Origin of the sequence: Streptosporangium fragile (genome assembly GCF_039534445.1) — a bacterium.
In the GTDB taxonomy this organism is placed as follows: Bacteria; Actinomycetota; Actinomycetes; order Streptosporangiales; family Streptosporangiaceae; genus Streptosporangium; species Streptosporangium fragile.
Genome location: NZ_BAAAVI010000001.1, coordinates 1 through 25832 on the forward strand (window position 1 = coordinate 1; position 25832 = coordinate 25832).

Genomic DNA, 25832 nt, shown 5'->3' on the forward strand with positions numbered 1-25832 from the left:
CGCCGAGAGCCTCGGCGGGCGGCCCCGCGGTCCTCGGAGCCGCTTCCTAGAGCTGCTTCCTCAGGAAGGCGATGTCGTCGGCCTGCCCGTCGAGCGGGGTCTCGACCACGATCGGCGCGTTCGCGCTCCGGCACACGCCGAGGATCAGCTCGGGGTCGATCCGGCCCGCCCCGAGGTTCGCGTGCCGGTCGGCACCGGAGTCGAAGGCGTCACGTGAGTCGTTGCAGTGGATCAGATCGATCCTGCCGGTGACGGCCATGACCCGCTCGACCACGTCGGCCAGGTCCTCGCCGCCCGCGTGGGCGTGGCAGGTGTCGAGGCAGAAGCCCACGTCGAAGCCGTCGAGCGCCTCCCAGAGCCGGGCGATGCGCTCAAGCCTGCGCGCCATCGCGTTGCCGCCGCCCGCGGTGTTCTCGATGAGCACGGGGACCTCGTGCTCCTCCAGGCGCTCGAACACCTTGCGCCAGTTGTCGAAGCCCTTCTGCGGGTCGTCGCCGGCGTTGACGTGCCCGCCGTGCACGACCAGTCCTTTGGCGCCCAGCTCGGCCGCCGCAGCCAGGTGCGCGCTCAGCAGCTTGCGGCTGGGGATGCGGATCCGGTTGTTGGCGGTCGCCACGTTGATCACGTAAGGGGCGTGGATGTAGACCTCCACGTCCGAATCCTTGATCTCACGGGCCTTCTCGCCGATGACCGGCCCCTTCCAGCCCTGCGGATCGCCGAGGAAGAACTGGACGACCTCGGCGCCGCGTGCCCTGGCGTGGGCCAGCGGGTCGTCCTGGTCGACGTGAGCTCCGATAAGCGGCATGCCTTCGAGGGTAGCCCTTCCTGCCGTCCGCGGCCGTTTCGACGGCGGGGGCCGGGGCAGTCGCAGGGCGCGCCCCGACGCCCGCCCCCCGCGGGCCGAACCCCCAAGGAGTCGCCGTGGCCTACTACCGCAGAGGGATCAGTCTCATCGGCCTCATCTACATTCTGGTCGGCCTCTATGTCGCCTGGGTCCACGACTACATCACCCCCGGGCTCCTGAAGGATGTCGCCGAAGCACTGCTGGCGGTCTTCCTGTGGTTCCTCGTCCTGCTGGGCGTGGATCTCCACCTGGGCTGACCGCTCTCCCACGGCGCGGCCTCCGGCCGGTTCGGGGCTCTACGGGAGGAAACCTCCGTGGAAGATGCCGAGGGCCGCGCCGACGAACGACCCCACGATGCCCACGATGTTGAGCGAGCGTTCCGGCGTCGTCGCGGAGAGGTACTGCGAGAGAAGGCCTCCGACGAAGCCCACCGCTCCCGCCCACGACGCGACCACGTGCGAGTCCGGGACGAGCCCCGTGACGAAGGCGACCAGTCCGCAGACGAGCGTGCCGACGCTCATGACGTTCTGCATGGGGTGGGCCTGTCCGTCGCTGTTCAGTGTGAACCGGAACGGCCGGTTCTCGACGGGCCCCAGCGCATGCGGCATCTTCACCGCCCCCTCTTTCCACTCCCTTTGTGGTGAGGTTCCCCCCGGTCCGGCGGCCCAACCCTGGACGTGCTGGTAGGCTGGCACGGCTGCGTTGTATGGGTGTGTCATCGCCCGCCCCGCCTCGGGTGCCGAAATGGGCGCCCACGGTGAAGAACGTCAGCGTCCTCCTGTCACGGCACGGTGTCGTGACCGCAACAGTCCAGAGGAGGTTGGAAATCAGCATGCGCCGTTACGAAGTGATGGTCATCCTCGACCCTTCGCTCGATGAGCGTACGGTTGCTCCTTCCCTCGACCAGTTCCTCACGGTCGTCCGCAACGACGGCGGCACCGTGGAGAAGGTCGACGTGTGGGGCCGTCGCAGGCTCGCCTACGACATCGCCAAGAAGCCCGAGGGCATCTACGCCGTCATCGACCTGAGCGCCGAGCCCGCCACGGTCAAGGAGCTCGACCGGCAGCTGAACCTCAACGAGGGCATTCTGCGCACCAAGGTCCTGCGTCCGGACGTGCACTAACTCCCCGCATTTTGTCGGGCGTCAGCCGTACTCTGAGCCGATAACCAGCGAAGGCCGCAGGAAGGGCAACGCTAGCCATGGCAGCAGGCGACACCACGATCACCATCGTCGGCAACCTCGTCGACGATCCCGAGCTGCGCTTCACCCCGACGGGGCAAGCGGTGGCCCGGTTCCGCATCGCATCCACTCCGAGGTTCCTCGACAAGACGACCAACGAGTGGAAGGACGGCGAAGGCCTGTTCCTGACCTGCAACGTGTGGCGCCAGGCGGCGGAGAACGTCGCCGAGAGCCTCCAGCGCGGCATGCGGGTCATCGTTCAGGGACGTCTCCGCCAGCGGTCTTACGAGACCAAGGAAGGCGAGAAGCGCACCGTCTACGAGGTCGAGGTCGACGAGGTCGGCCCCTCCCTGAGGAATGCGACCGCCAAGGTCAACAAGACCTCCCGCCAGGGTGGCGGCGGCGGCTTCGGCGGCCCCGCCAACGACCCGTGGGCCTCTGCCACGCCCGCTCCGCCCCAGGGCGGCGGCGGTTACGGCGGCGGCGGTGGCGGTTACGGCGGCGGTAACCAGGGTGGCGGCGGCTTCGGCGGCGGCGACTTCAGCGACGAGCCTCCCTTCTAGGGAGGCCGCCGGGGACGGACGCGACCGCATCCCCGAAACCCAGTCCATATCCGCAGCGACCATTCCCGCCTGACGGCGGGGCTCTGAAAGGAGCACCACGATGGCCAAGCCGGCACTGCGCAAGCCTAAGAAGAAGGTTTGCCTGTTCTGCCACGACAAGATCTCTTACGTCGACTACAAGGACACGGCGCTGCTTCGGAAGTTCATCTCCGACCGCGGCAAGATCCGTGCCCGCCGGGTGACGGGCAACTGCACCCAGCACCAGCGTGACGTGGCGACCGCTATCAAGAACGCTCGTGAGATGGCGCTCCTGCCCTACATGAGCACCGCGCGCTAAGGAGGTCCGGACAAATGAAGCTCATTCTCACCAGTGAGGTCACCGGCCTCGGCGCCCCCGGCGACATCGTCGAGGTCAAGGACGGCTACGGCCGCAACTACCTGCTTCCCCGCGGCTTCGCGATCCAGTGGACGCGCGGCGGCGAGAAGCAGATCGCCTCGATCAAGAAGGCCCGCGACGCGCGCGAGATCCGCGACCTCGGCACCGCCAAGGCCGTCGCCGAGCAGCTCCGGGCCCTGAAGGTGGTCCTGAAGACGAAGGCCGGCGAGTCCGGCCGCCTCTTCGGCTCCATCACCACGGGTGACGTCGCCGAGGCCGTCAAGGCCGCCGGCGGCCCCGTCCTCGACCGCCGCCGCATCGAGATCGCCTCCGCGATCAAGAGCGTCGGCTCCCACCGGGTCAGCGTCAAGCTGCACCCGGAGGTCTCCGCGGCCCTCGACATCGAGGTCGTCGCGGCCTGACAGGCCCCGTGAGACAAGGGCTCCTCCCCGTCCGGGGAGGAGCCCTTGTCCGTTCCCGGGCCGCAGGCCGCTCCCCGTGGGACGATGTCCGGTACCGTCGCCGGGCGTCGGACACGCGGGTCATGGGGGTCGAAGCCGAACCGGCCGGTGGGGTCGTACCGGGGGAGATCACCTCAAGGGGAGGGCCTCATGACTCTGGGTCACCCCATATCCGTACAATTCGGTGGTCATCGCTTTACCCTGGAGGTCTCCTCATGGTCCGTTCTTCGACGCTGCTCGCGCTTGGCGCCCTCACGGCCGCCGCGGTGGCCTGCGCACCGGCTTCGGAGACGGTGACCCAGGCGAGCCCCGCCGCCTCGGGCACCTCCGGTGCCTCGGCCGCCGACGCCTGCGCCAAGGACAAGCTCGCGCTGAAGACGCCGGGCAAGCTGACCATCGGCACCGACAAGCCCGCCTACGAGCCGTGGTTCAAGGACGACGACCCGGCCAACGGCAAGGGCTTCGAGAGCGCGGTGGCCTACGCCGTCGCCGGCCGGCTCGGTTTCGCCCCCGCCGACGTCACCTGGGCCACGGTGAAGTTCGACTCCGCGTTCGCCCCCGGTGCCAAGCAGTTCGACTTCGACCTCAACCAGGTCTCGGTCACCCCCGACCGGGCGAAGGTCGTCGACTTCAGCAAGGGCTACTACACCGTCAAGCAGGCCGTGGTGGCGCTGGACGGCTCGAAGGTCGCCTCCGCGACCGACCTGGCGACCCTGAAGGACGCCAAGATCGGTGTGCAGGTCGGCACCACCTCGCTCCAGGCGGTCAAGGACGTCATCAAGCCCACCGCCGAGCCGAACGTCTACAACGAGCAGATCGACGCGATCAACGCGCTGAAGAACAAGCAGGTCGACGCCATCGTGGTCGACCTGCCCACCGCGTTCTACGTGACCGCCGCCCAGGTGGAGAACTCCAAGATCGTCGGCCAGTTCGGCACCGCCTCCGGTGAGCCCGAGGTCTTCGGCGCGGTCTTCGAGAAGGGCAGCCCGCTGGTCGGCTGCGTGAACAAGGCGATCGACGAGCTGACCGCCTCCGGTGAACTGGCGAAGATCGAGACCGAGTGGCTCGGCTCCGCGGCGGGCGCGCCGGAGCTGAAGTGACCGCACGTCCCGTGCCGCGTGCCCGCCCCCGGGCGCGCGGCGCCTCTCCCTTCCCCACGGGAACCTCCCGCCTCCGCCACGGCGGCGGCCGATGAGGAGCGACGCGAGCCCGCAGGCCGCCCCGGAATGGGTGAAGAGCAGCCGCCAGATCGAGCGTGAACGATTCCGCAGGAGGTCGGCGGTCCGCTCCGGGTCGATCGCGACGGCCTCGACGATCCTGGTGGTCGTCCTGCTCGCGTGGGTGTTCACCAACTCCCCGGGCTGGCCGCGGGTCCGGGAGACGTTCTTCAACCCCGAGTATTTCGTCGAGGCGATACCGGACGTGCTGAGCGGGTTCCTGCTCAACATCAAGATCTTCCTGATCGCCGAGCCGCTGATCCTGGTCGTCGGCCTGCTCGTCGCGCTGGCCCGTACCCTCACCGCTCCGGTCTTCTTCCCGCTGCGGGCCCTGGCGGTGGCCTACACCGACATCTTCCGCGGCGTGCCGACGATTATGGTGATCTACCTCGTCGGGTTCGGCCTGCCCGCGCTCGGCCTGCAGGGCACCCCGACGGACCTGGCGACGCTGGGGATCATCGCGCTCACGCTCTCCTACGGGGCGTACGTGGCGGAGGTCTTCCGGGCGGGCATCGACTCGATCCACCCCAGCCAGCGGGCCGCCGCCCGATCCCTCGGCCTGAGCCACGGCCAGACCATGCGGTACGTGGTGGTGCCCCAGGCCGTGCGCCGGGTGGTGCCGCCGCTGCTCAACGACTTCGTCTCGCTGCAGAAGGACACCGCTCTCGTCGCCACGATCGGCCCGCTGGAGGCGCTCCGGCAGGCGCAGATCCACGTCGCCGGCACCTTCAACTACACCCCCTACCTGGTGGCGGGGCTGCTGTTCATCCTGCTCACCATCCCCATGGCCCGCTTCACCGACTACCTGGCGGCCCGGTCGCAGAGGCGGCGAGGCCAGTGAGCCTGCTCACCATCGAAGGGCTGTGGAAGAACTACCACGGCCACAGCGTGCTGCGCGGCATCGACCTCGCGGTCGAGCCGCATGAGGTGGTCTGCCTGATCGGTGCCTCCGGATCGGGCAAGTCCACGCTGCTGCGTTGCGTGAACCTGTTGGAGACCGTCGACGACGGCACGATCCGTCTGGACGGCGAGGAGATCACCGACGTACGGACGGATCCCGACACCGTGCGCAAGCGCATGGGCATCGTGTTCCAGTCGTTCAACCTCTTCCCGCACATGAACGTGCTCGACAACATCACGCTGGCCCCGCGCAAGGTGCACGGGGTCGGCCGGCGCCAGGCCGAACAGCAGGCGCGTGACCTGCTGGCCAGGTTCGGCCTGGCGGACAAGGCGGCGGCCTACCCCGACCAGCTCTCCGGCGGCCAGCAGCAGCGCGCCGCCATCATCCGTGCCCTGGCCACCCAGCCCCGCCTGATGCTGCTGGACGAGGTCACCTCGGCACTCGACCCGGCGCTGGTCAAGGAGGTGCTGGAGATCATCAGGGAGCTCAAGGAGGGCGGGATGACCATGATCCTGACCACCCACGAGATGGGCTTCTGCCGTGAGATCGCCGACACGGTCTGCTTCCTCGACGGCGGCGTGCTGCTGGAGCGCGGCACCCCCGAGCAGATCTTCACCGATCCCCGTGAGCCCCGTACCAGGGAGTTCCTGCAGAGCGTGATCGACGCCCGGCGCCTGTGAGATGCGCGGCCCCGGCCGGGCCCGCCGGTGGGTCGGGGCCGGCCCGCACGGGTCTCCGTACCTCAGCGCCGGTGCCGGCCGCGCGGGCCCGGGCCGCCGGCGTCACCCGGGCCGGGAGGGCCGTAGCCGGGCCCCGCGGGGCCCGGTCCGTACCCGGGAGCCGCGTCCGGCCCAGGCCCGTACCCGGGATCACCCCCCGGCCCGGGCCCGTACCCGGGATACGGTCCCGGGCTCCGGCCGTACCCGGGAGCGGGCTCCCGGCCGTGGCCGGGCTGCCGGCCCGGACCGTAGCCGGGGGCGGGCCCATCGGCGGGGCTCCAGGCGGGGTACGGGGAGGGCTCCGGCAGCGGCCGCAGCATGTCGGCGAGCACGCTGTTGCGCCTGCCGTACGCCAGGTAGACCAGCACGCCCACGGCCATCCAGGCGATGAAGTACAGCCAGGTCACCAGCTGCAGGTTCACCATGAGCCACAGGGAGGCGACGATCGAGGCGATCGGCACGCCCGGGAAGAGCGGGACGCGGAAGCCCCGCGGCAGGTCGGGCATCGTCCGGCGCATCCTGATCACCCCGCAGGCCACCGCGACGAACACGAACAGGGTGCCGATCACGACCAGCGGTTCGAGGGTCAGCACCGGGACGAACTCGGCCAGCACGATCGCCAGGCCGCCGATCAGCAGAGTGGCCCGCGTCGGGCTGTGATAGCTACGGTTGATCTTGGAGAGCGGGCGGGGGATCAACCCGTCGCGGGCCATGGAGAACACCACCCGGGTCAGGCCCACCATCAGCACCAGGACGACCGTGGTGAGGCCGAGCACCGCCCCGATGTTGATGACGTGCACCATGAAACCCTCGCCGGCCTGCCGGAAGGCGTTGGCGAGCGGCGCGTCGACGTCGATCTTGTCATATGGCGTCATGCCGACCATCACCACGCCGACCGCGATGTAGACGACCGTGGTGATCACCAGGCCGCGGATGATGCCCTTCGGGATCGACCGCGGGGCGTCCTTCGCCTCCTCGGCGGCGGTGGCGACGACGTCGAAGCCGATGTAGGCGAACGTGATGGCCGCCGAGGCGGCGAAGATGCCGAACCAGCCGAAGGCGCCCGTCTGGCCGAAGACGATGCCCAGCAACGGGGAGTGCAGGGTGTCCTCGGCCTTGCCGGCGGGCACCGCGGGCACCGGGATGGCGGCCAGGTTGCGCTGGTCGAAGTGGAGGGCACCGACCACGATGACCGCACCGATGGCCACCAGCTTGGCCACCACGATGATCCACAGGGCGCGCAGGCCGACCCGGGCGCCCAGCGCCACCACGCCCGTCAGAAGCAGCAGGATGAACAGCGTGAAGAGGTCGAAGCCCGTGTCCTGGCCGACCACGCCGGAGACCGGCTCGGGGATGAGCACACCGAGGTCGCTGAGCATCTGGGCGGCGTAGAGCGACCAGGCGCGCGCCACCACCGCCGTGGCCAGCAGGAGCTCCATCACCAGCGCCCAGCCGACGATCCAGGCCCAGACCTCGCCGAAGATGACGTAAGTGAAGGTGTAGGCGCTTCCCGATGTCGGCATGGCGGACGACAGCTCCGCGAAGCAGAAGGCCACGAGCAGGCTGGTGATGCCCGCGATCATGAAGGAGAGGATCACGCCCGGTCCGGCCATGGTCGCCGCCTGGCGGCCGGCGATGCTGAAGATACCCGCACCGATCATCACACCGAGGCCGAGCACGATGAGAGCCGCCGGGCTGTAGGCGGTGGGCAGACCGTGCCGCGCACCGGTCCACCGGTCGGTGGCATGACTCGGCGGCATACGGCGCACGATCGACGAGGGGGGACCTTCGGGCACGGCGCGACCAATCGTGGTGGATGAATGACCCGTATTGTCGGACTCTTCACAGTGCCGCAGGGGGGTTCCGCCCGACAAGGGGTAACCGGTCACGTGGTGGACACCACCGGGTCACGCACGGATCACCCGCCCGGCGGGCGCTGTCCGTCACGGTCGGGGCGCCCGTCGCTCCACACCGTTCCCTGCCGGGTGCCGGGCATGTCATTCCCGGTCGGGCGCCGGGCGTCGGGTGTCGGGTGCCGGTCGTGTCGTTCCCTGCCGGGTGCCGGGCGTCGGGTGCCGGGTGCCGGGCGTGTCGTTCCCGGTCAGGCCCCGACCACCAGCCACGCCGTGCCACGCGCACGTGTCGTCAGGGTGGCCATCCGGGCCGCCATCCACACCCCCAGCGCCAGCCAGAGCATGACCAGCCCGCCGCCCGAGGCGGTCACCAGGAGCACCGCGGGAAGGTAGGCGAGTGTCGTCCACACCCCCGCCCAGGCCAGGTAGCGCTGGTCGCCGGCGCCGATCAGCACCCCGTCCAGTACGAACACCACCCCGGCGATCGGCTGCAGGGCCGCCACCACCCAGAGCGCGTCGAGCAGCTCCGCGGCCACGGCCGGGCCCGCGTCGAACAGCGCGGGAACGAACGGCCTGGCCACGACCACGAGCAGCCCGAGCACCAGGCCCGAGCCGACCCCCCACATCACCATCCTCCGGGTCGCCCCGCGGACCTCCGCCACGTCACCGGCACCCAGGGCGCGGCCGGTGATGGCCTGCCCGGCGATCGCTATCGCGTCCAGGGCGAACGCCAGCAGGGTCCAGATCCTGACGGCGACGGTGTGCGCCTCGATCTGCTCCTCTCCCATCCGGGTGGCCGCGGCGGTCGCGACGCCCAGGACCACCTGCAGGCAGGCCGTCCGGATGACCAGGGCGATTCCGGCCGACCCCGCCGCCCGGACGCCCGCCAGGTCGGGCCGGAACGGCGCGCCGTGCCGGACGAAGATCAGGAAAAGGTAGACGGCGGCGGCGACCGACTGGGCCAGCACCGTCCCCCAGGCCGAGCCCGCGATCCCCCACCCGAAGCCCAGGACGAACGTCACGTTGAGCACCGCGTTGAGCGTGAAGGCGCCCACCGACACCGCCAGCGGGGTTCTGGTGTCCTGCATGCCGCGCAGCACACCGGTGCCCGCGAGCACCAGCAGCATGGCCGGGACGCCCAGCAGACTGATCCGCAGGTAGGTCACGGCCTGCCGGGCGAGCTCACCCTCGGCGCCGATCAGCGCGGTCAGGGAGGGCGCGAGCGGCCAGACCACCACGATGATCACCAGCCCGATCCCGGCGGCCAGCCAGAGACCGTCCACCGCCTGGCGCAGCGCCCGTCGATGATCACCTGCGCCGATCTGCCGGGCGACCGCCGCCGTTGTCCCGTACGCCAGGAACACGCACAGCCCCACCACGGCGCTCAGCACCGTGCTCGCCACGCCCAGGGCTCCGAGCGCGGGGGCGGGCAGGCGGCTGACCACGAGGGTGTCGGTCAGCAGAAAGATCGGCTCCGCGATCAGAGCGCCGAAGGCAGGGATCGCCAGTCGCAGGATCTGCCCGTCGTAGTTGCGACCGGAGCGGGGAGTAAGAGGCACTTCTCCATTTTGCCCATTACGCCTTGGTAGATCTTCCGGGGGGTGAGCCGGACGGGACGGGCCGTCCGGGGTGCTTGTCGGCGTGTCACCCCAACTTTCTTTCCTCCACAGGCAGTGGATGAAGTTTTCGCTGGTCAGAGGAGTTTCCACAGCTGTGGACGGTGGTTATCCACAAGGCTGTCCCCAGGGTGCCCACACCTTGGGGGGAGAACTGCACAACTTATCCACACCTCTGTCGACAGGCCGCGTTGCCACCCACCCCGCGGAGCCGGGAAACTTTGTCAGCCCGGTCGACTACAAATGGGATAGCGTAACTGTGTTCGAAAGAGGGGGTGGGCGGTGAGTATCGCGGAGCCACCGGTCTTCGAGCCGGGTTTCGAGCGCACCCCACCGAACAACATCGAGGCCGAGCAGTCCGTCCTGGGCGGCATGCTCCTGTCCAAAGACGCCATCGCCGACGTCGTCGAGATCATCCGGGCCGACGACTTCTACCGCCCGGCCCACCAGATCATCTACGACATCATCACCGACCTCTACGGGCGCGGCGACCCCGCGGACGCCGTCACCGTCTTCGACGAGCTCCAGAAGCGCGGCGAGGTCGCCCGGGTCGGCGGCGGCGCCTACCTGCACACGCTGACCGCCGTCGTGCCCACCGCGGCCAACGCCGGCTACTACGCCAGGATCGTCCGCGAGCAGGCCATCCTGCGACGCCTCATCGAGGCCGGCACGCGCATCGTCTCCTACGGCTACGGCGGCCAGGACGAGGAGGTCGACGACCTCGTCGACCGCGCCCAGGCCGAGATCTACAAGGTCACCGAGCGGCGCACCTCCGAGGACTACGTCCCGCTGTCCGAGATCATGCCGGGCGCCCTCGACGAGCTGGAGGCCATCGGCGGCCGGGGCGGCCAGATGGTCGGCGTCCCCACCGGCTTCCAGGATCTCGACGCCCTCACCAACGGCCTGCACCCCGGCCAGATGATCGTCGTGGCCGCCCGCCCGGCCATCGGCAAATCAACCCTGGGGCTGGATTTCGCCAGATCTGCCGCTATCAAGCACGGTATGACGACTGTGGTGTTCTCGCTGGAGATGTCCCGTAACGAGATCACCATGCGCCTGCTCTCGGCCGAGGCCAGGGTGGCGCTGCACGCCATGCGTTCGGGCACGATGACCGACGACGACTGGGCCAAGCTTGCCCGCCGGATGGGGGAGGTGGCCGAGGCGCCGCTGTTCATCGACGACTCGCCCAACATGTCGATGATGGAGATCCGGGCCAAGTGCCGCCGGCTCAAGCAGCGCAACGACCTGCGGTTCGTCATCATCGACTACCTGCAGCTGATGTCCTCGCCGAAGAAGACCGAGAGCCGCCAGAACGAGGTCTCCGAGATCTCCCGGTCCATCAAGCTTCTGGCCAAGGAGCTTGAGGTCCCGGTCATCGCGATCTCCCAGCTCAACCGTGGCCCCGAGCAGCGAACGGACAAACGCCCCATGGTGAGCGACCTTCGCGAGTCGGGATGTCTCACGGCGGACACCCGTGTTCTCCGGGCCGACACCGGAGCGGAGGTGTCGCTGGGTGAGCTGCTGGAGAGTGGAGAGCGTGACATTCCCGTGTGGTCGCTCGACGAGCGGCTGCGGCTTGTCCCGAGAACCATGACCCACGTCTTCCCGAGTGGAGTCAAGGAGGTCTTCAAGCTCCGGCTGAAGTCCGGGAGAGAGATCAAGGCGACGGCGAACCACCCGTTCATGACCTACGACGGGTGGCGACCGCTTGGCGAGATCCGGTCAGGCACCCGTCTGGCCGTGCCGCGTCACGTGCCGGCTCCCCAGCACCTCCGGGACTGGCCGGATGACGAGGTCATCCTGTTGGCTCACATGATCGGTGACGGTTCCTTCGTGAAGGGCCGGCCGGTACGTCATGCGGGCAAGGACGAGGCATGCCTGCGAGCGATGACCGACGCGGCGAGGCACTTCGGCATCACCGCGGTCCGTGATGACTACGAGGCAGCCGGGGTGACTACCTTGCGGCTTCCCGCCCCCCATCGCCTGACCCAGGGCAGGAGAAACCCGATTGCCGCCCGGCTCGACTCGCTGGGGCTCTTCGGGCTGGGAAGCCACGAGAAATTCGTCCCCGACGGGGTCTTCTCGCTTTCCAAGCGCCAGATCGCGCTCTTTCTACGCCATCTCTGGGCGACCGACGGCTGCATCTGGTGGGACGCGAAGACCGGCCAGGCGCGGGTGTACTACGCCTCCACAAGCCGGCGTCTGATCGACGACGTCGCTCGGCTTCTCCTGCGCTTCAACGTGATGACCGGGGTGAAGGAGGTCAGGAAGGACGGCTACCGGCCGGGATACCACTTGTATGTCCACGGTGCGGAGAACCAGCTCCGCTTCCTGGACGACATCGGTGCTCACGGAGCGCGGTCGGTCCAGGCCGAGCGGTGTGTCGCCGCGTTGCGCGGGATCACGTCCGACACGAACCTCGACACCGTTCCCGGTGAGGTCTGGGACAAAGTACGGAGTGTTCTGACGGAGAAGGGTATGACCCGTCGCGAGTTCTCCGCCGAACCCGGTACTCGGTTCTGCGGGAGCACCTTGTGGGAGCACGCCCCCGGCAGGCAACGGCTGGGGCAGGTGGCGGCCATTCTCGATGATGCCCAGATGGAGATGCTCGCCACCAATGACGTCTTCTGGGATGAGGTCGTCTCCATCGACAGCCTGGGAGAGCAGCCCGTCTTCGACGCCACCGTCCTGGGAACTCACAACTTTGTGGCGAACGGCATCAGCACTCACAACTCGATCGAGCAGGATGCGGACATGGTCATCCTGCTCCACCGGGAAGACGCCTACGAGCGCGAGTCGCCCAGGGCGGGTGAGGCCGACCTGATCGTGGCCAAGCACCGTAACGGCCCCACCGCCACGGTGACCGTGGCGTTCCAGGGTCACTACAGCCGCTTCGTCGACATGGCCACCCACTGAACCGGCATGGCCCGCTGAACCGACAAGGCCACTGAACCGACAAGGCCACTGAACCGGCATGGCTCATCGAACCGGCATGGCCCCACCTGCCGACCCCGGGCCGCGCTCCGGCCGGTGGCTCGGGATCGGCGGCTCGGGATCGGCGGCTCGGGCTCTCCGGTTTCGACAGGCCGGGAGGACCGGGAAGTGCCGTCGGTTCTCTCCGGATCCCGGCAGGCCGTGAGACCCCGCAGGCGGATGCGGGGGCTTCCCGATCCTGGCAGGGTGAGGGCGTGACGATCCGCGGGGTGTTGTTCGACGTCGATGACACGATCCTCGACTATTCGGGCTCGGAGCGAGCCGGCGTGCTCAGGCATCTGGCGGCCGAGGGATTGCTGGAGCTGTTCCCGTCACCGGCCGACGCGGTGACGGTCTGGCGGGAGATCATGGAGGAGGAGTACACCCGGTTCCTCGTCGGCGAGTTGACGTTCGCCGAGCACCAGCTCACGCGGACCAGGCGGTTCCTGGCACATGCCGGGCGCCTGCCGGCCGGCGGTCTCTCCGACGATGAAGCGTCCGTCTGGTTCGCGAGATACGACGGGTTCCGTATCGCCGCGCTGGCCGCTTTCCCCGACGCCGATCCCGCTCTCACGGCGCTCGCGCCGGAGTTCCGGCTCGGCATCGTCTCCAACTCGTCGCTGGCGTACCAGCGGAGCAAGCTGCACATGATCGGACTGCTCGGCCACTTCGGCGACGCGATCGTCTGTTCCATCGAGCACGGCGCGCCCAAGCCGGACCCGGGCATCTTCCTGGCGGGGTGCGCGCTCCTCGGCCTCCCGGCTCACCAGGTCGCGTACGTCGGCGACAAGTACGAAGTCGACGCTCTCGGGGCTCGCGACGCGGGTCTCCACGCGTACTGGCTCGACAGGGCGGCCACCGGAGCCGCACCCGGGGCCGGGATCACGGTGATCCGGTCGCTGGATGAGCTGGTGACCGCCCTGGCCGGCCAGGATCCGCCGCGCGAGGCGCCGCAACCCGGGGAGCGGAGATTCCCGGGCCCGCCGCCGTCGCCTCAACCGTGTCCGTGACGTCCCCATGGTGGCGCCTTCTGCCGCGTGACGCGCTGGACGCCTCCCCGGCACGCGCGACGGCGCCGATCACGAACGTGCCCCGGCGGGCCCGCCGGTCGGCCGCCTTCCCTCGCCGCAGCGGGTCCTCCATCCGGTCGGGCATCGTCCGCCGGAGCGGTGGGGTCAGAAGAGGATCGGGCGGACGTGGGTGACGAGCCGGACGCCGTCGAAGACGTGCAGGGCGATCTGCGGCGGCAGGTCGTAGTCGATCGGGACCTGCACGTCGAGCTCCTGGTTGAGCCGGAGCGTGGACACCACGCCCGGGGCGATCGAGAGGGGCAGCCCCGCGAAGGTGGTGCTCGCCGCGGTGTGGGCGTGACCGACCAGGACGGCCGCCACCCGGGGGTGCCGCCGCAAGACCGCCTCCAGCCGCCCGGGGGCGCGCAACCCGATCGCGTCCACGTACGGGATGCCCAGCGCCACGGGCGGGTGGTGCATGCCGACCATGGCCGGGGTGTCCGGGTCCTCGGCGAGGACGGCCTCCAGCCAGGCGAGCGTCTCGTCGTCCAGGAAGCCCTCCGGCCGGCCGGGGACGCTGGAGTCGCACAGCGCGACGGTGAGTCCGTCGAGCCGGAGGACCCGGTTGATCGGACCGTCACCGTCCTCGTCGAGCATGACCTTGCGGAACGCCGCGCGGACGTCGTGGTTGCCGGGGCAGACGATCGTCGGATGGCGCGTGGCCAGCAGGTCGCGCGCGATCTCGTACTCCTCGATGAGGCCGTTGTCGGCGATGTCACCGGTCACCACGACGGCGTCCAGGGGGCCGGGCAGGTTCTCCAGATGCCGCATGACCGCCCGGGCCCTGTCGATGCTGCGAGGAGAGCCGTCGATGTGGATGTCGCTCACATGCGCCAGGATCTGCATTGTTCAAGAGTGGCATATCTGGCTTTACCTCCATGTGAACACATGGGGGATCACGCCTCGGTACGGCGGATGCGCGAGGTCGGACGGGGTCAGGGCACCGGCGCCAGGCGCCCGCGCAGGCCCCCTCGGCCAGGCGCCCGTGGGCCGCCGCGGCCTCGGCAAGCGGGAGCGTTCCGGCCACTCGTACCGGAAGGAAGGACAGCGACGCGGACGGTCGCCCAGCGGCGCGACGAGTCCCCTGCGGCCGGGTCACTCCCACCGGAACAGCCGCGCCGCCAGCACCCCGGTGACCAGCACGGTCAGCGCCATCACCACCAGGTGCAGCATCTGGGGCGCGTTCCCCGCCCAGGTGGCGCGAAGCGCGTCGGCGAAGGGCGCCATCGGCAGGAAGTCGCCGATCCGCCGCACCAGCTCGGGCATGACCTCCCGGGGGACCCACATTCCGGCCATGAAGAGCAGCGGGAACATCAGCAGCGAGCCGATGCCCTGCGCGGTCTGAGCCTTGGACGTCACGGCGGCGACCAGCAGCCCCAGGCCGAACATCGAAGCGGTGCCGAGCACGAACACCCCCGCGAAGGCCAGGGGGCTCTTCGGCGGGACCGAGCCCAGCACCAGGAATCCCAGGCCGACGAGCAGGGCGGTGGCCGTGACCGCCACCGCGAGGTTGTTGACGACCTGGGCGACGAGCAGCCGGACCGGGCTGACCGGGGTGGTGGACATCCGGCGCAGTACGCCCTTCTCCCGGTAGCCCACCAGCGTGCCGGGCAGTACGGTCAGCGCCATCGTCACCACCGACAGGATCACCATCATCCCCGGAAGCTGGGTGTCGATGGGCCGTTCCCCGCCCAACTCGGGGGAGGGCTCCTGGAAGCCGGGGATGCTGCCCAGCCCGAGCAGCAGCGTCAGCGGGAGCAGCACGGCGAAGATCGTGCCCGCCGGATCCCGGAGGAAGAGCTTGGCCTCGGTCAGGATCATCTTGTTCATCGAACGCCTCCGGCGTGAAATGCCCCGGCCTCCGGCAGGGGGAGGGGAGTCAGGAAGGGATCTTCTTTCCGGTGAGGGTGAGGAAGGCGTCGTCGAGGGTGGCTCCCTCCACGCGCAGGCCGGCCGGGGTGACACCGGCGGCGGCGAGAGCGGTGGTGACCGCCAGGAGCAGGTCGCCGGTGCCGGTGACCACCAGCTGCTCGCCGCTGCGCCGCACCTCGGCGACCTCGGGCAGGGCCTCGAGAACCGCGTCGGCGACCGGGCGGGACGGCCGGAACCTGACGGTCTGCCGGCCGCCGACCCTGGTGATCAGCCCCGCCGGGCTGTCCACCGCGACGACCCGGCCCGAGTCGATCACCGCGATCCGGTCGCAGAGCCGCTCCGCCTCCTCCATGAAGTGGGTGACCAGCAGGATCGTCACGCCGTCCTGACGGACCTGTTCGATGAGCTCCCAGGTGTCCCTGCGCGCCTGCGGGTCCAGGCCGGTGGTCAGCTCGTCCAGGATCGCCACCTCGGGGTTGCCGACCAGGGCGAGCGCGATGGACAGCCGCTGCTGCTGGCCGCCGGAGAGCTTGCCGTAGGGCGTGTCGCGTTTGTCGGCGAGGCCGAGGCGCTCCATCAGCGCCACCCAGTCCGCGGGCGCCCGGTAGAAGGAGGAGTACAGGTCGAGCGCCTCCCAGACCTTGATCTTCTCCGGGAGCGTCGAGTTCTGCAGCTGGACGCCGAGCCGCTCCTTCAACGCGGTGCCGGTAAGGCCGCCGAGCACGCTGACCGTGCCGGAATCGGGGGTGCGCAGGCCTGCGACGCATTCCACGGTCGTCGTCTTGCCGGCGCCGTTGGGGCCGAGAACGCCGAATATCTCACCTCTCTCGACGGTGAACGAGACGTCGTCCACCGCGAGCCGGTCGCGGTACTGCTTGCGGAGGTTGCCGACCTCGATGACTTCCATGCCCTCGACGCTAGGAACCGCGCCCTCGTCGCGGAATCCGCCTGGGCACCCGGCACGGGTCGGCCTGGGCACCCGGCGGGGGTGGAGTTACCTCCACCCCTGGACGGCGTCCGCCACCATTGGGCGCACCCGGCCGGATCGCCGAGACTGTGGGTCATGAGGACGTACGTGACGGCGGTCGGCAAGGCACTGGCCCTGGGGGCGCTGGGCGTGGCCGACGTCGCCCTCGTGGCACTGGTCCTGGTCACGGTCGTGCCGATGTTCGGGACGGGGATGATCTTCCTGTTCCCTCCGATCGTCTGGCTCATCAGAAGCCGTACACGCCTGGCGAGGAAGCTGGCCGGTACGTGGCTCGGGACCGAGGTGCCGGTGCCCTACCTGCCGCCGCCGCCACCGGCCCGCCCCCAGCCCGACGGCTGGTACCGCCATGAGCGCCAGCTCTACAAGACGCCGCGCTGGCCCGACTGGCACAACCGCTGGAAATGGATGTTCAGCGACCCGGCCACCTGGCGGGACACGCTCTGGCTGTGCCTGAACCCGCTGGCCGCCGGGGTGCTCCTGCTGCCGCTCGCCGCCCCCGTCGGCTTCCTGACGGCCCCCTGGCACCCGATCACGCTCTTCGCGGTCGCCGCCGCCGTCGCGCTGCCCTGGTCGCTCCGCGGGTACGCGTGGTGGACCCGGCTGCTGCTGTCCCCCACGGCCAAGTCCGTGCTGGCCGGGCGAATCCAGCGGCTCGACCGGATCAGGCTGGAGGCGGCCGACTTCCAGGCGGCCGAGCTGCGGCGGATCGAACGCGACCTGCACGACGGCGCGCAGGCGAGGCTCGTCGCGATGGGCATGACCCTCGGCGCGATCGAGGAACTGGTGGACCGGGATCCGGCGGCGGCCAAAGCCCTGCTGAGCAAGGTCAGGGAGGCGTCCTCCGCGGCGCTCACCGAACTGCGCGACCTGGTCAGGGGCATCCACCCGCCGGTCCTGGCCGAGCGCGGCCTCGGTGACGCCGTGCGGGCCCTCGCTCTGGACAGTCCCCTGAAGGCCACGGTCACCGTCGACCTCACAACGCGCCCGGAGTCACCCGTCGAGTCGGCCGCCTATTTCTCGATCAGCGAGCTGTTGACCAACGCCGCCCGTCACGGCGGCGCGAACCACGTGTGGATCGACATCAGCACCCACGACCGGGCGCTGCGCGTGACCGTCACCGACGACGGCTGCGGCGGCGCCGACCCCTCGCGGGGCAGCGGCCTGCGCGGCATCGAGCGGAGACTGGCCGCCTTCGGCGGGGTGCTCGCGATCAGCAGCCCTCCGGGAGGTCCGACCACGGTCACGTTCGACCTGCCGGACGCGCTGCGCGAGGCCGACCTGGTCCGCCCGCCCCTGCCTCGCCGGAAGGCCGTGGTCGTCGCGCTCGGCTGGGGTCTCGGCTGGCTTCCGCTCTTCCCGCAGGGCCTGGTCGTGATGGTCATGAAGATCAACGGCGTCAAGGAGGGCTTCAGCTGGTTCCTCGCGCTCTACCTGCCCGAGCCGTGGCAGTGGCCGCTGATCATCTTCAACATCGCCCTGGGCGTCTGCCTGTACGTCGCGGCCATGGGCATCCCGATCCAGCACTCCTACCGCTGTATGGCGCAGACCGCCTGGGCCCACCTAGAGTTGGGCCGATGAGTCTGCGCGTCGTCATCGCCGAGGACCTGCACCTGCTCAGGGAGGGCCTGGTTCACCTCCTCGAGGCTCACGGCCTGCACGTGGCGTCCGCCGTCGAGTCCGGCCCGGAGCTGCTGAAGGCGCTCGTCGAGCTCCGGCCCGACGTGGCGGTGGTCGACGTCCGGCTCCCGCCCACGTTCACCGACGAGGGGCTCCAGGCCGCGCTGGCGGCGCGCCGGGCCGTCCCCGGCCTGCCGGTGCTCGTCCTGTCCCAGCACGTCGAGCAGCTGTACGCGCGTGAGCTCCTGGCCGACGGCACCGGGGCGGTCGGCTATCTCCTCAAGGACCGCGTCTTCAACGCGGAGCAGTTCGTCGACGCGGTCCGCCGGGTCGCCGCAGGCGGCACCGCGATGGACCCCGAGGTGATCGCCAAGCTCCTGGCGAGCACCGCCCGCCACCAGCCGCTCGCCGCGCTGACCCCGCGTGAGCGCGAGGTCCTGGAGCTGATGGCCGAGGGCCGCTCCAACTCGGCCATCTCCCAGCGCCTGTTCCTCAGCGAGAGCGCGGTCGGCAAGCACACGGCCGGCATCTTCGCCAAGCTCGGCCTCGCCCCCTCCGACGACGACAACCGCCGCGTGCTCGCGGTTCTCGCCTACCTCAACGCCGCCCGCGGGTAGGGGCGCCGCCGGGCTCCCGGCACCGCCCGTGGGTGTGTTTCGCCGGGCTCCCGGCACCGCCCGCGGGTGTGTTTCGCTGGGGTCTGTGTGCCTTCCCCGGGTGTGTTTCGCTGGGTTCCGCGTGTCCTCCGCGGGTGGGTTTCACCGGTCCCGCGTGCCCTCCGCGGGTAGGCTCCGCCGAGTGCGATGCTCTGACGTTCTGTCGGTGCGAGCGGATAACGTGCTGTCGGAGTACGGCTCCCGCAGCGGGGCGGTGCCGTCGGGACGAAGGGATGATCAGGTGAAGTTCCGGGTTAACCGTGATGTCCTGGCCGACGCCGTGGCCTGGGTGGCCCGGGCGTTGCCGAACCGGCCGGCCGTCCCCGTCCTGTCCGGCCTGCTCCTGGAGGCCGACGACGACCTCGTGCTGTCGGTCTTCGACTACGACGTCTCCGCCCGAGCCTCGATCGAGGCCGACGTGGTCGAGCCCGGACGGGTGCTGATCCCGGGCCGGATCCTCGCCGAGATCACCCGGAGCCTGCCCGGCGAGGTCGTCGAGGTGGTCACCAGCGGGGTCGAGGCGGTGCTGACCTGCGGTAGCGCCGAGTTCGGCCTGCTCACCATGCCGGTGGAAGACTTCCCCGCGCTGCCCGAGATGCCGCCCAAGATCGGTGCGATCGGCGGCGGGGTCTTCGCGGCCGCTGTCGGCCAGGTCGCCCCGGCGGCCAGCCGTGACGAGACGCTTCCCATGCTGACCGGCATCCGGGTCGACATCGCCGGCGAGGGCGTGACCATGGCCACCACCGACCGCTACCGCATCGCGGCCAGGGAGTTCACCTGGCGCCCCGAGGGCCCCGACACCACGGCCGCCGCCATGGTGCCCGCGCGGGTGCTCGTCGACGTGGCGAAGTCGCTGCGTGGCGGCGAGGTGTCGGTGTCGCTGGGCGACGGCGTCGCGGGCTTCGAGAGCGTCGGCCGCAGCACCACGGTCCGGCTGCTCGACGAGCAGTTCATCGACTACCGGTCGCGGCTGACCGGTGACTGGTCGATCCGGGCCGACGTGCGGGTGGCCCCGTTCATCGACGCGATCAAGCGCGTCGCACTGGTCGCCGAGCCCAACACCGCGATCCGGCTCTCCTTCAGCCCGGGGCAGGTCCTCATCCAGGCCGGCGGCGGCGACGTCGGCCGCGGCACCGAGATCGTCGACGCCGAGCTGTCCGGCGGTGACATCCAGATCGCCTTCCAGGCGCAGTTCCTGCTCGACGGCCTCAACGGCGTCGAGACCGAGTTCGTCCGGCTCAACATGGAGTCGCCGAGCCGCCCGGCCCTCATCACGGAGGTCCCCGGCGACGCCGACCCCGCCTTCCGCTACCTGGTGATGTCCCTGCGCCTCGGGTAGCCCGTGACCGGCTGTCGCGGCGGCCGGCCAGAGCCCCGCGACCGGCTTCACGACGACCGAAGGCCCCGTTCCCGCCCCCTGTTTTCCAGGGGCGGGAACGGGGCCTTCGGCGAGGCGAGATGAGAGGTCAGACGGAGAGTTCCTGCTCCTCGGTCAGGGCGATCAGGATGTGCTCCATGCACGCGTGGCCGGCGCGCTCGGCAGCGGCGGCGTCACCGGCCGCGATGGCGCGGGCGATGGCGTCGTGCGGGATGTAGGTGCTGTTGAGGGTGGTGTGCAACGAGGTGCCCGCGGCGGTGATACTGGCGCGCAGCGCCATGGAGAAGTCCTCGTAGAGGTCGATCAGCACCCGGTTGTGGGTGGCGTGGACGACCGCCATGTGGAAGGCGAGATCGGCTTCGACGAAGGCGTCGGGCTCGCCACGCCCCCAGGCCTGCTCCCGCTCGGCCAGCGCGGCCTCGATCGAGACGATGTCGCTGTCGCTGCGCCTGGTGGCGGCCAGCCGGGCCGCCTCCACCTCCAGAGCCCGCCGCACCTCCAGGATCTCCAGCTGCTCGGCCGTGCGCAGCCGCCGCAGCATGGCCCCGGAGAGCTCGCTTGTGGCACGGACGTACGTTCCGTCGCCCTGACGGCACTCCAGCAGGCCGGCATGGGTGAGCGCCCGCACCGCCTCGCGCACGGTGTTACGGCCGACCCCGAGCTGCTCGGCGAGCACGGTCTCGGTAGGAATCTTCGCGTGCATCTGCCAGGAGTTCGAAGTGATCTGCTCTTTGAGCTGATCGATCACTTGGTCGACGAGGGATGCTCGCTGCGCCGTACGCAGACTCACCGTCCGCCTCCTCCGGAGAAACCAATCATCCTATGAATCAATGACTGGTAGACCCTAATTATTCCGGAGGCACGAAAACAAATCTGGAACTCCAGAAGGCGGGCCGTCTTTAACGCACGAGAGCGGAATCGACGGTCACGCCCACCATCGCATCGCGCACTCCGGCAGCTTCGAGAGCCCTACGATACGCGTCGGCCTGCTCCTCGCCCGCGCCGACCCCGCCGTAGAGGTCACCGAGTTCGCGCCAGACCTGCGCGGCCTCCCGATCGGGACCGGAGGACTCGCTCCGCACGGCGGCCAACAGTTCCTCGGCGGTGTTCAGCATCTCCAGGACGTCGCCCCGGGCGCGAGCGAGCGCCACCCGGGCGAGGACGAGCTGCGCGGTCGCCGCGATGATGGGCCCCTGGCCGTTCAGCACGGTGAGGGCGGCCTCGGCCTGACCGGCCGCGTTCTCCAGGTCGCCGACGCCGAGCTGGACGTGGGCGAGCACCACGAGGCTCCTGGCGTGTTCCAGAGCGCGTTCGGGGAATGCGGCGAAGACCCCGCTCGCTGCGGTCGCGAGCTCGCGGGCCTCGTCGAGCGGCCCACCGCCCTGCGCGACGGCCAGGCGCGCCCAGTCCATCGCGACGAGGGCGAGGCGGCACGCCACCCGGGCCGGGCGGCCGGTGGCGATCGCGTCGTCGGCGAGGTGGATGGCCAGCGCGGAATCCTCGCCGTCGGCGGCGAGGACGCTGGCCTGCCAGAGCGCATGGATCTCGGCGGTGCGGTTGATCGCGGTGGGGATCCCGTTGACCGCGAGGACGGTGCGGACGTAGGCCGTGCTCGGCGAGCCGGGCTCGCGGGCGGCCCCGGTCTGCATGAGGGTCACGGCGAGGTCGATGGCGATCTCGCCCTGGGTGAGAGCGAGCCGGTCTGTCTGGGTGAGGGCGTAGGCGGCCAGGTCGTGGGCGCGCCGGGTGTCTCCGGCTCGCTGGTAGCACCGGCTCAGAGCCACCGCCAGCGGCAGGTCGGCGAGGCGCTCGGGGTGGGCGACGGCCTCGCGGCGCAGCCGCTCGAACGCCTCCACCGCCGGGCCGATCCTGCCCTGCGCCTCCAGGGCGCGGGCCCGGCCGAACCGCGCCTGCGCGGCCAGCATGGCGTTCTCCTCGCCGGCCACCTTGACGATCTCCCCGAACCGGTCCGCGGCGGCCGAGGGGTCACCGTGGAGTAGCTCCAGTTCCGCGTGACGCAGGCCGAGTTCCGTGTCGATCCGCTGGCGAGGTTCGATTCCGTGTAGCAGGAACTCGGTGGTGCAGCCCAGGCGCTCGGCGAGGAGGCGCGCGACCACGGGGGTCGGCGTACGCTTGCCGGACTCGATGAGCGAGACATAGCTGTCGGAGAGGTCCGGCCCGGCCAACTGGGCCTGAGACATGCGCCTACTCAACCGCAGTCCGCGGACGCGGTCACCGATGGTTCCCTGACTCGGCATCTGATCTCTCAGGGCGGGGGATGGTCAATGTTCTCGCCATGATGGCATGAAGCGGTCCAATTCGGTAACCCCAAGTGAAGAATCCTCACCCTGAAGTGTTAGGAGCCCCTATGCCGTTTACGACATAGGGGGACTAATCATCGTCGCCACCAGGGAAGAGCATCTGGCAGACCTCCAAGTAGAGGGTCTCCGGGTAGGGAATGTAGTTGACCCTCGACAGAGCCTGATCCTGGCCGGCCGACTCCAGGACGAATTCGCCGTATCCCAGCATGCGGCCGAGGAGCGAGCGCTCGAAGCGCATGTCCGTGACCTTGCCGAGGGGCATCATGTCGACCTTACGGGTGATCAGCCCTGTGGTGAGCAGCATGCGCTTGGAAGTGACCACGAAGTAGTCGACCGACCACTCCGCGACCTTCCAGACGAAGCGGATCAGGAGCAGAAGCCAGGCCCACCAGACGACGACGAGCAGGCCGCCGCCGCCCTGGTCGCCGAACCACTTGCTCAGCAGTCCGGCGAGGATCAGGCCGCCGAGGACCTCGGCGACCGCGCGAAGCAGCACGGCCGGGTGACGCCGCACCATGATGACCTGGTGTTCGTGGGGGAGAAGGTAGCGGTTGACCGACGAGGGAGCTGAGTCCCCGTGGGTCACCAGTCTCATGACAGATGTGAAACGAACTGGGCCAGAGAATCGGCCGCTGTGTAAACCGTATCCATAGCACCCCTCACGGCGTTGGCGGCGTCACCTGGTCGGGTGAACAGGAAGAACGCGACGAAACCGATACCGCTGTACGAAAGAACCTTCTTGACCTGCACTTTGGCCTCCTACTACCACTCACCCACTGCACCCGCCGTATACATTACCCAGGCCCATGCCGAGGTAAAGCGCATCGGCTCATTCGGTCTCACGCCCGTCGCGAAGGCCTTTGTAAGGCCTCCCGGGGACGTGCTCCGGCCACCGCGCTTCCCGCCACCTGACGATCCCGTCACCCGCGTTCGCTCGCGACCAGCGCGAGGACCTCGAGGTGCTTGCGGGCGATCCGCTCGACCAGTGCCGGATGGGCGTGGCCGGTGACCTCCAGCGCGCCGTAGTGCGCCGCCTCGATGCAGCGGGTCACCGTGGCCGCCGGGTGGACGTCGGAGAACTCATCCCTGAGCGCGGCACTGAAGTCCGCGTAGGGGTCCGGTTCCGCGTCCGGGATGATTCGCTCGCTCATGGTTCTCCCTGGTGTGCGCCCGCCGTCGTGGCGGATCGGGAACACAGAAGAGATGCTTTCGCAACTCTCTGTACCCACGCAAGCACATTATGTAACTGAGAACCGGCGAGAGAACCCCCTTTTCGGCAAAAAGGAAGGCACGCGCCGCTCGTTGCCCGAGCCGGGGCAGTAGGGTCGGGCGGCGCGTCGGCGCCGGAGGGGTCAGGCGGCGCGCGCCGGGGGCAGGGAGCGGCGGCCCGGTCAGACGACGCCGTAGAGACGGTCTCCCGCGTCGCCCAGGCCGGGGACGATGTAGCCGTGCTCGTTCAGACGCTCGTCGAGGGCCGCCGTCACCAGCCGGATCGGCCTGCCGCTGCCGACGAAGACCTTGTCCATGTACGCGATTCCCTCGGGAGCAGCCAGCAGGCACAGCGCGGTCACGTCGTCGGCCCCCCGGTCGAAGAGGAACTGGATCGCCGCGGCCAACGTGCCGCCGGTGGCGAGCATCGGGTCGACCACGTAGACCTGGCGGCCCGACAGGTCCTCCGGCAGGCGGGTGGCGTACGTCTCGGCCTGCAGGGTCGACTCGTTGCGGACCATCCCGAGGAAGCCGACCTCGGCCGTCGGCAGCAGCCGGGTCATTCCGTCCAGCATGCCCAGGCCGGCCCGCAGGATCGGGACCACCAGCGGGTACGGCTGCGCCAGCCGCACGCCCCTGGCCGGGGCGACGGGGGTCTCGACCGTCAGCTCGGTGACGCGGACCTGCCGGGTGGCCTCGTAGGCGAGCAGGGTCACCAGTTCGTCGGCGAGCCGCCGGAAGGTGGGCGAGTCCGTGTTCACGTCCCGCAGGACGGTCAGCTTGTGCGCCACCAGCGGGTGGTCGACGACCAGGGTCTCCATAACGGTCAAAGGTATCCGGTACGGCCGTCGGGGGAACACCGGGCGGCACCTGCTCGACATTGCCCGCTCACTGGGATTTGATCACAATTTGGTCGGAGGGGCCCACGTGGGCGCCTCGCTTCTGAAAGCATTGACCTCCGTAGAGAAAGCATTCGGTGGGGATGGCCATGTCAGACGAAGACTCGCTGGACTTTGCCATCGTGATCTACCGCGAGGACGACCGCTGGGAAGCGGAGATGCTCCCCGTGGCGCTCACATCCGATCTCGAGGGCCTCATCCAGGCCCTCCGCCAGCAGCCGAGCATCAACGGCACGATTGGCCTGGTCGCCGTTGGGGATGAGTTCTTCGTGGCGCTACGCGTGTTCGGTGAGAGGGTCGAGGTGTTCCTCTCCGACATCGCCGCGTCCTGGGACTTCCCGCTCGCCCGGCAGGCGCTGGAATACCTGGACGTGCCGATCCCCGACGAGGACGAGCTGGAGGCGATCCTCCAGGACGAGGAGACGGCGCTCCCCGCAGGGGACCTGTCGATCTTCGCCGACCTCGGGCTCGACGAGATGGAACTCGGCATCCTCTCCGGTGACATCGACCTCCTGCCCGAGGACGTGCTGTCCAGCATCGCGGCACGGCTGGGGTTCTCCGAGCCGTTCGAACGCGCCATCGACTCCGTGTTCGGCTGACCTCGGGAGATCGGCCATGCCCTCCAGATCATCAGGAAACAGTGTGTTCTCCGCCGCCTTCGTCCGCACCGCGGACGGTTGGAACGGTGCGGAGGTCGACCTCAGCGAGGCGGAGATCGTCGACGACCTCGGCGACGCCGTCCAGGAGCACCTCGGCCTCAGCGGCGACGAGCTCGCCCTGCTGTGCGTGGAGGTGGAGGACGAATGGTTCGCGATCGTCCGCTACCAGGGAGACCAGGAGCCGCGCGCGTTTCTGTCCGACGCCCAGGCGGGCGCGTCCGACGCGCTGGGCGAGCTCTTCACCGAGCTCGCCGGGGTCGCGGTCGACAAGGACACCCCCGATCTCGGCGTACGGCCGGCGGGTGACTTCGAGCTGCTGAGCGACCTCGGGCTGAGTCCAGAGGAACTCGTCGAGCTCAGCATGGAAGAGGGCGCGCTCCCGGGGGACACGCTCTCAGTGATCGCCGAGCGGCTGGCCTTCGCGGACGAGCTCGACCGGTTGCGGTGACGGACTACGTCC

Annotated in this window: 28 protein-coding genes; 15 read left to right on the forward strand and 13 right to left on the reverse strand. The window is 69.7% G+C overall.

Annotated elements, in window-relative coordinates:
• Window positions 1–46 precede the first annotated feature (46 nt).
• On the reverse strand, window positions 47–805 hold the full coding sequence (locus ABD841_RS00005) for a deoxyribonuclease IV (protein WP_344966388.1): 759 nt from the start codon (window positions 803–805) through the stop codon (window positions 47–49).
• 116 nt (window positions 806–921) lie between these two features.
• Here ABD841_RS00005 and ABD841_RS00010 point away from each other — a divergent pair, with 116 nt between their 5' ends.
• Window positions 922–1101 (forward strand): hypothetical protein, encoded by a 180-nt coding sequence (locus ABD841_RS00010; RefSeq protein WP_344966390.1) that lies wholly within the window; start codon window positions 922–924, stop codon window positions 1099–1101.
• Between the two features lie 39 nt (window positions 1102–1140).
• Here ABD841_RS00010 and ABD841_RS00015 read toward each other — a convergent pair whose 3' ends face one another.
• Window positions 1141–1452, reverse strand: coding sequence for a hypothetical protein (locus ABD841_RS00015; protein ID WP_344967025.1), 312 nt, complete (start codon window positions 1450–1452; stop codon window positions 1141–1143).
• Window positions 1453–1676: 224 nt separating this feature from the next.
• Here ABD841_RS00015 and rpsF point away from each other — a divergent pair, with 224 nt between their 5' ends.
• The 7 genes from rpsF to ABD841_RS00050 all read left to right on the forward strand — a co-directional run bounded on the left by rpsF (window position 1677) and on the right by ABD841_RS00050 (window position 6222).
• Window positions 1677–1967 (forward strand): 30S ribosomal protein S6, encoded by a 291-nt coding sequence (gene rpsF, locus ABD841_RS00020; RefSeq protein WP_344966392.1) that lies wholly within the window; start codon window positions 1677–1679, stop codon window positions 1965–1967.
• Between the two features lie 77 nt (window positions 1968–2044).
• Entirely contained in the window at window positions 2045–2587 is a 543-nt protein-coding gene (locus tag ABD841_RS00025; protein ID WP_344966394.1) for a single-stranded DNA-binding protein, read from the forward strand.
• 100 nt (window positions 2588–2687) lie between these two features.
• Window positions 2688–2924 (forward strand): 30S ribosomal protein S18, encoded by a 237-nt coding sequence (rpsR, locus tag ABD841_RS00030; RefSeq protein WP_012895699.1) that lies wholly within the window; start codon window positions 2688–2690, stop codon window positions 2922–2924.
• A 14-nt stretch (window positions 2925–2938) separates the two neighbouring features.
• Window positions 2939–3385, forward strand: a complete 447-nt coding sequence (gene rplI / locus ABD841_RS00035; RefSeq protein WP_344966396.1) for a 50S ribosomal protein L9 — start codon at window positions 2939–2941, stop codon at window positions 3383–3385.
• A gap of 254 nt (window positions 3386–3639) precedes the next feature.
• On the forward strand, window positions 3640–4524 hold the full coding sequence (locus ABD841_RS00040) for an ABC transporter substrate-binding protein (protein WP_344966398.1): 885 nt from the start codon (window positions 3640–3642) through the stop codon (window positions 4522–4524).
• 91 nt (window positions 4525–4615) lie between these two features.
• On the forward strand, window positions 4616–5482 hold the full coding sequence (locus ABD841_RS00045) for an amino acid ABC transporter permease (RefSeq protein WP_344966400.1): 867 nt from the start codon (window positions 4616–4618) through the stop codon (window positions 5480–5482).
• Window positions 5479–6222, forward strand: a complete 744-nt coding sequence (locus ABD841_RS00050) for an amino acid ABC transporter ATP-binding protein (RefSeq protein ID WP_344966402.1) — start codon at window positions 5479–5481, stop codon at window positions 6220–6222. Before ABD841_RS00045 ends, ABD841_RS00050 begins: the two co-directional genes overlap by 4 nt.
• Window positions 6223–6284: 62 nt before the next feature.
• On the opposite strand, the gene ABD841_RS00055 is transcribed toward ABD841_RS00050, so the two are convergent.
• Both ABD841_RS00055 and ABD841_RS00060 read right to left on the reverse strand, forming a co-directional pair.
• Window positions 6285–8021: an APC family permease gene (locus ABD841_RS00055; protein WP_344966404.1), complete on the reverse strand. Its 1737-nt coding sequence runs from the start codon at window positions 8019–8021 to the stop codon at window positions 6285–6287.
• A gap of 341 nt (window positions 8022–8362) precedes the next feature.
• Window positions 8363–9673: an MATE family efflux transporter gene (locus ABD841_RS00060; protein ID WP_344966406.1), complete on the reverse strand. Its 1311-nt coding sequence runs from the start codon at window positions 9671–9673 to the stop codon at window positions 8363–8365.
• 339 nt (window positions 9674–10012) lie between these two features.
• On the opposite strand from ABD841_RS00060, the gene ABD841_RS00065 reads away from it, so the two are divergent.
• Window positions 10013–12646, forward strand: a complete 2634-nt coding sequence (locus ABD841_RS00065) for a replicative DNA helicase (RefSeq protein WP_344966409.1) — start codon at window positions 10013–10015, stop codon at window positions 12644–12646.
• A gap of 272 nt (window positions 12647–12918) precedes the next feature.
• Window positions 12919–13713 (forward strand): HAD family hydrolase, encoded by a 795-nt coding sequence (locus ABD841_RS00070; RefSeq protein WP_344966411.1) that lies wholly within the window; start codon window positions 12919–12921, stop codon window positions 13711–13713.
• A 165-nt stretch (window positions 13714–13878) separates the two neighbouring features.
• Here ABD841_RS00070 and ABD841_RS00075 read toward each other — a convergent pair whose 3' ends face one another.
• The 3 genes from ABD841_RS00075 to ABD841_RS00085 all read right to left on the reverse strand — a co-directional run bounded on the left by ABD841_RS00075 (window position 13879) and on the right by ABD841_RS00085 (window position 16552).
• Window positions 13879–14601 (reverse strand): metallophosphoesterase, encoded by a 723-nt coding sequence (locus tag ABD841_RS00075; RefSeq protein WP_344966414.1) that lies wholly within the window; start codon window positions 14599–14601, stop codon window positions 13879–13881.
• Window positions 14602–14868: 267 nt separating this feature from the next.
• Entirely contained in the window at window positions 14869–15603 is a 735-nt protein-coding gene (locus tag ABD841_RS00080) for an ABC transporter permease (RefSeq protein ID WP_344966416.1), read from the reverse strand.
• A gap of 49 nt (window positions 15604–15652) precedes the next feature.
• On the reverse strand, window positions 15653–16552 hold the full coding sequence (locus tag ABD841_RS00085; RefSeq protein ID WP_344966418.1) for an ABC transporter ATP-binding protein: 900 nt from the start codon (window positions 16550–16552) through the stop codon (window positions 15653–15655).
• 156 nt (window positions 16553–16708) lie between these two features.
• On the opposite strand from ABD841_RS00085, the gene ABD841_RS00090 reads away from it, so the two are divergent.
• From ABD841_RS00090 to dnaN, 3 genes are all read left to right on the forward strand, one after another.
• Window positions 16709–18211, forward strand: a complete 1503-nt coding sequence (locus ABD841_RS00090) for a sensor histidine kinase (protein ID WP_344966420.1) — start codon at window positions 16709–16711, stop codon at window positions 18209–18211.
• A 2-nt stretch (window positions 18212–18213) separates the two neighbouring features.
• Window positions 18214–18867 carry a response regulator gene (locus ABD841_RS00095; RefSeq protein WP_344967027.1) on the forward strand — a complete coding sequence of 218 codons (654 nt, stop codon included), beginning with the start codon at window positions 18214–18216 and terminating at the stop codon, window positions 18865–18867.
• Between the two features lie 280 nt (window positions 18868–19147).
• Entirely contained in the window at window positions 19148–20245 is a 1098-nt protein-coding gene (dnaN, locus tag ABD841_RS00100) for a DNA polymerase III subunit beta (protein ID WP_344966423.1), read from the forward strand.
• A 127-nt stretch (window positions 20246–20372) separates the two neighbouring features.
• Here the strand turns inward: dnaN and ABD841_RS00105 are convergent, their stop codons facing one another.
• The 6 genes from ABD841_RS00105 to upp all read right to left on the reverse strand — a co-directional run bounded on the left by ABD841_RS00105 (window position 20373) and on the right by upp (window position 24635).
• Complete coding sequence (locus ABD841_RS00105) at window positions 20373–21074, reverse strand: FadR/GntR family transcriptional regulator (protein WP_344966425.1); 702 nt, start codon at window positions 21072–21074, stop codon at window positions 20373–20375.
• 109 nt (window positions 21075–21183) lie between these two features.
• Window positions 21184–22542 (reverse strand): helix-turn-helix domain-containing protein, encoded by a 1359-nt coding sequence (locus ABD841_RS00110; RefSeq protein WP_344966427.1) that lies wholly within the window; start codon window positions 22540–22542, stop codon window positions 21184–21186.
• A gap of 133 nt (window positions 22543–22675) precedes the next feature.
• A complete protein-coding gene (locus ABD841_RS00115; RefSeq protein WP_344966429.1) occupies window positions 22676–23200 on the reverse strand; it encodes a PH domain-containing protein in 525 nt (174 codons plus the stop codon).
• Complete coding sequence (locus ABD841_RS00120; protein WP_344966431.1) at window positions 23197–23355, reverse strand: hypothetical protein; 159 nt, start codon at window positions 23353–23355, stop codon at window positions 23197–23199. Before ABD841_RS00120 ends, ABD841_RS00115 begins: the two co-directional genes overlap by 4 nt.
• Window positions 23356–23525: 170 nt before the next feature.
• Entirely contained in the window at window positions 23526–23756 is a 231-nt protein-coding gene (locus ABD841_RS00125; RefSeq protein WP_344966433.1) for a hypothetical protein, read from the reverse strand.
• Window positions 23757–23996: 240 nt separating this feature from the next.
• Window positions 23997–24635: a uracil phosphoribosyltransferase gene (gene upp, locus ABD841_RS00130; protein WP_344966435.1), complete on the reverse strand. Its 639-nt coding sequence runs from the start codon at window positions 24633–24635 to the stop codon at window positions 23997–23999.
• Window positions 24636–24802: 167 nt separating this feature from the next.
• Between upp and ABD841_RS00135 the strand changes: the two genes are divergently transcribed.
• Together ABD841_RS00135 and ABD841_RS00140 are read left to right on the forward strand one after the other, a co-directional pair.
• A complete protein-coding gene (locus tag ABD841_RS00135; protein WP_344966437.1) occupies window positions 24803–25312 on the forward strand; it encodes a tRNA adenosine deaminase-associated protein in 510 nt (169 codons plus the stop codon).
• Between the two features lie 43 nt (window positions 25313–25355).
• Window positions 25356–25820 carry a tRNA adenosine deaminase-associated protein gene (locus ABD841_RS00140; RefSeq protein ID WP_344966439.1) on the forward strand — a complete coding sequence of 155 codons (465 nt, stop codon included), beginning with the start codon at window positions 25356–25358 and terminating at the stop codon, window positions 25818–25820.
• Window positions 25821–25832 lie beyond the last annotated feature (12 nt).

Coding starts and splice junctions, on each gene's coding strand:
- ABD841_RS00005 (WP_344966388.1), bottom strand. CDS start 805: ATGCCGCTTATCGGAGCTCACGTCGACCAGGACGACCCGCTGGCCCAC.
- ABD841_RS00015 (WP_344967025.1), bottom strand. CDS start 1,452: ATGCCGCATGCGCTGGGGCCCGTCGAGAACCGGCCGTTCCGGTTCACA.
- rpsF (WP_344966392.1), top strand. CDS start 1,677: ATGCGCCGTTACGAAGTGATGGTCATCCTCGACCCTTCGCTCGATGAG.
- ABD841_RS00025 (WP_344966394.1), top strand. CDS start 2,045: ATGGCAGCAGGCGACACCACGATCACCATCGTCGGCAACCTCGTCGAC.
- rpsR (WP_012895699.1), top strand. CDS start 2,688: ATGGCCAAGCCGGCACTGCGCAAGCCTAAGAAGAAGGTTTGCCTGTTC.
- rplI (WP_344966396.1), top strand. CDS start 2,939: ATGAAGCTCATTCTCACCAGTGAGGTCACCGGCCTCGGCGCCCCCGGC.
- ABD841_RS00040 (WP_344966398.1), top strand. CDS start 3,640: ATGGTCCGTTCTTCGACGCTGCTCGCGCTTGGCGCCCTCACGGCCGCC.
- ABD841_RS00045 (WP_344966400.1), top strand. CDS start 4,616: ATGAGGAGCGACGCGAGCCCGCAGGCCGCCCCGGAATGGGTGAAGAGC.
- ABD841_RS00055 (WP_344966404.1), bottom strand. CDS start 8,021: ATGCCGCCGAGTCATGCCACCGACCGGTGGACCGGTGCGCGGCACGGT.
- ABD841_RS00080 (WP_344966416.1), bottom strand. CDS start 15,603: ATGAACAAGATGATCCTGACCGAGGCCAAGCTCTTCCTCCGGGATCCG.
- ABD841_RS00085 (WP_344966418.1), bottom strand. CDS start 16,552: ATGGAAGTCATCGAGGTCGGCAACCTCCGCAAGCAGTACCGCGACCGG.
- ABD841_RS00090 (WP_344966420.1), top strand. CDS start 16,709: ATGAGGACGTACGTGACGGCGGTCGGCAAGGCACTGGCCCTGGGGGCG.
- ABD841_RS00110 (WP_344966427.1), bottom strand. CDS start 22,542: ATGCCGAGTCAGGGAACCATCGGTGACCGCGTCCGCGGACTGCGGTTG.
- ABD841_RS00115 (WP_344966429.1), bottom strand. CDS start 23,200: ATGAGACTGGTGACCCACGGGGACTCAGCTCCCTCGTCGGTCAACCGC.
- ABD841_RS00125 (WP_344966433.1), bottom strand. CDS start 23,756: ATGAGCGAGCGAATCATCCCGGACGCGGAACCGGACCCCTACGCGGAC.
- upp (WP_344966435.1), bottom strand. CDS start 24,635: ATGGAGACCCTGGTCGTCGACCACCCGCTGGTGGCGCACAAGCTGACC.
- ABD841_RS00135 (WP_344966437.1), top strand. CDS start 24,803: ATGTCAGACGAAGACTCGCTGGACTTTGCCATCGTGATCTACCGCGAG.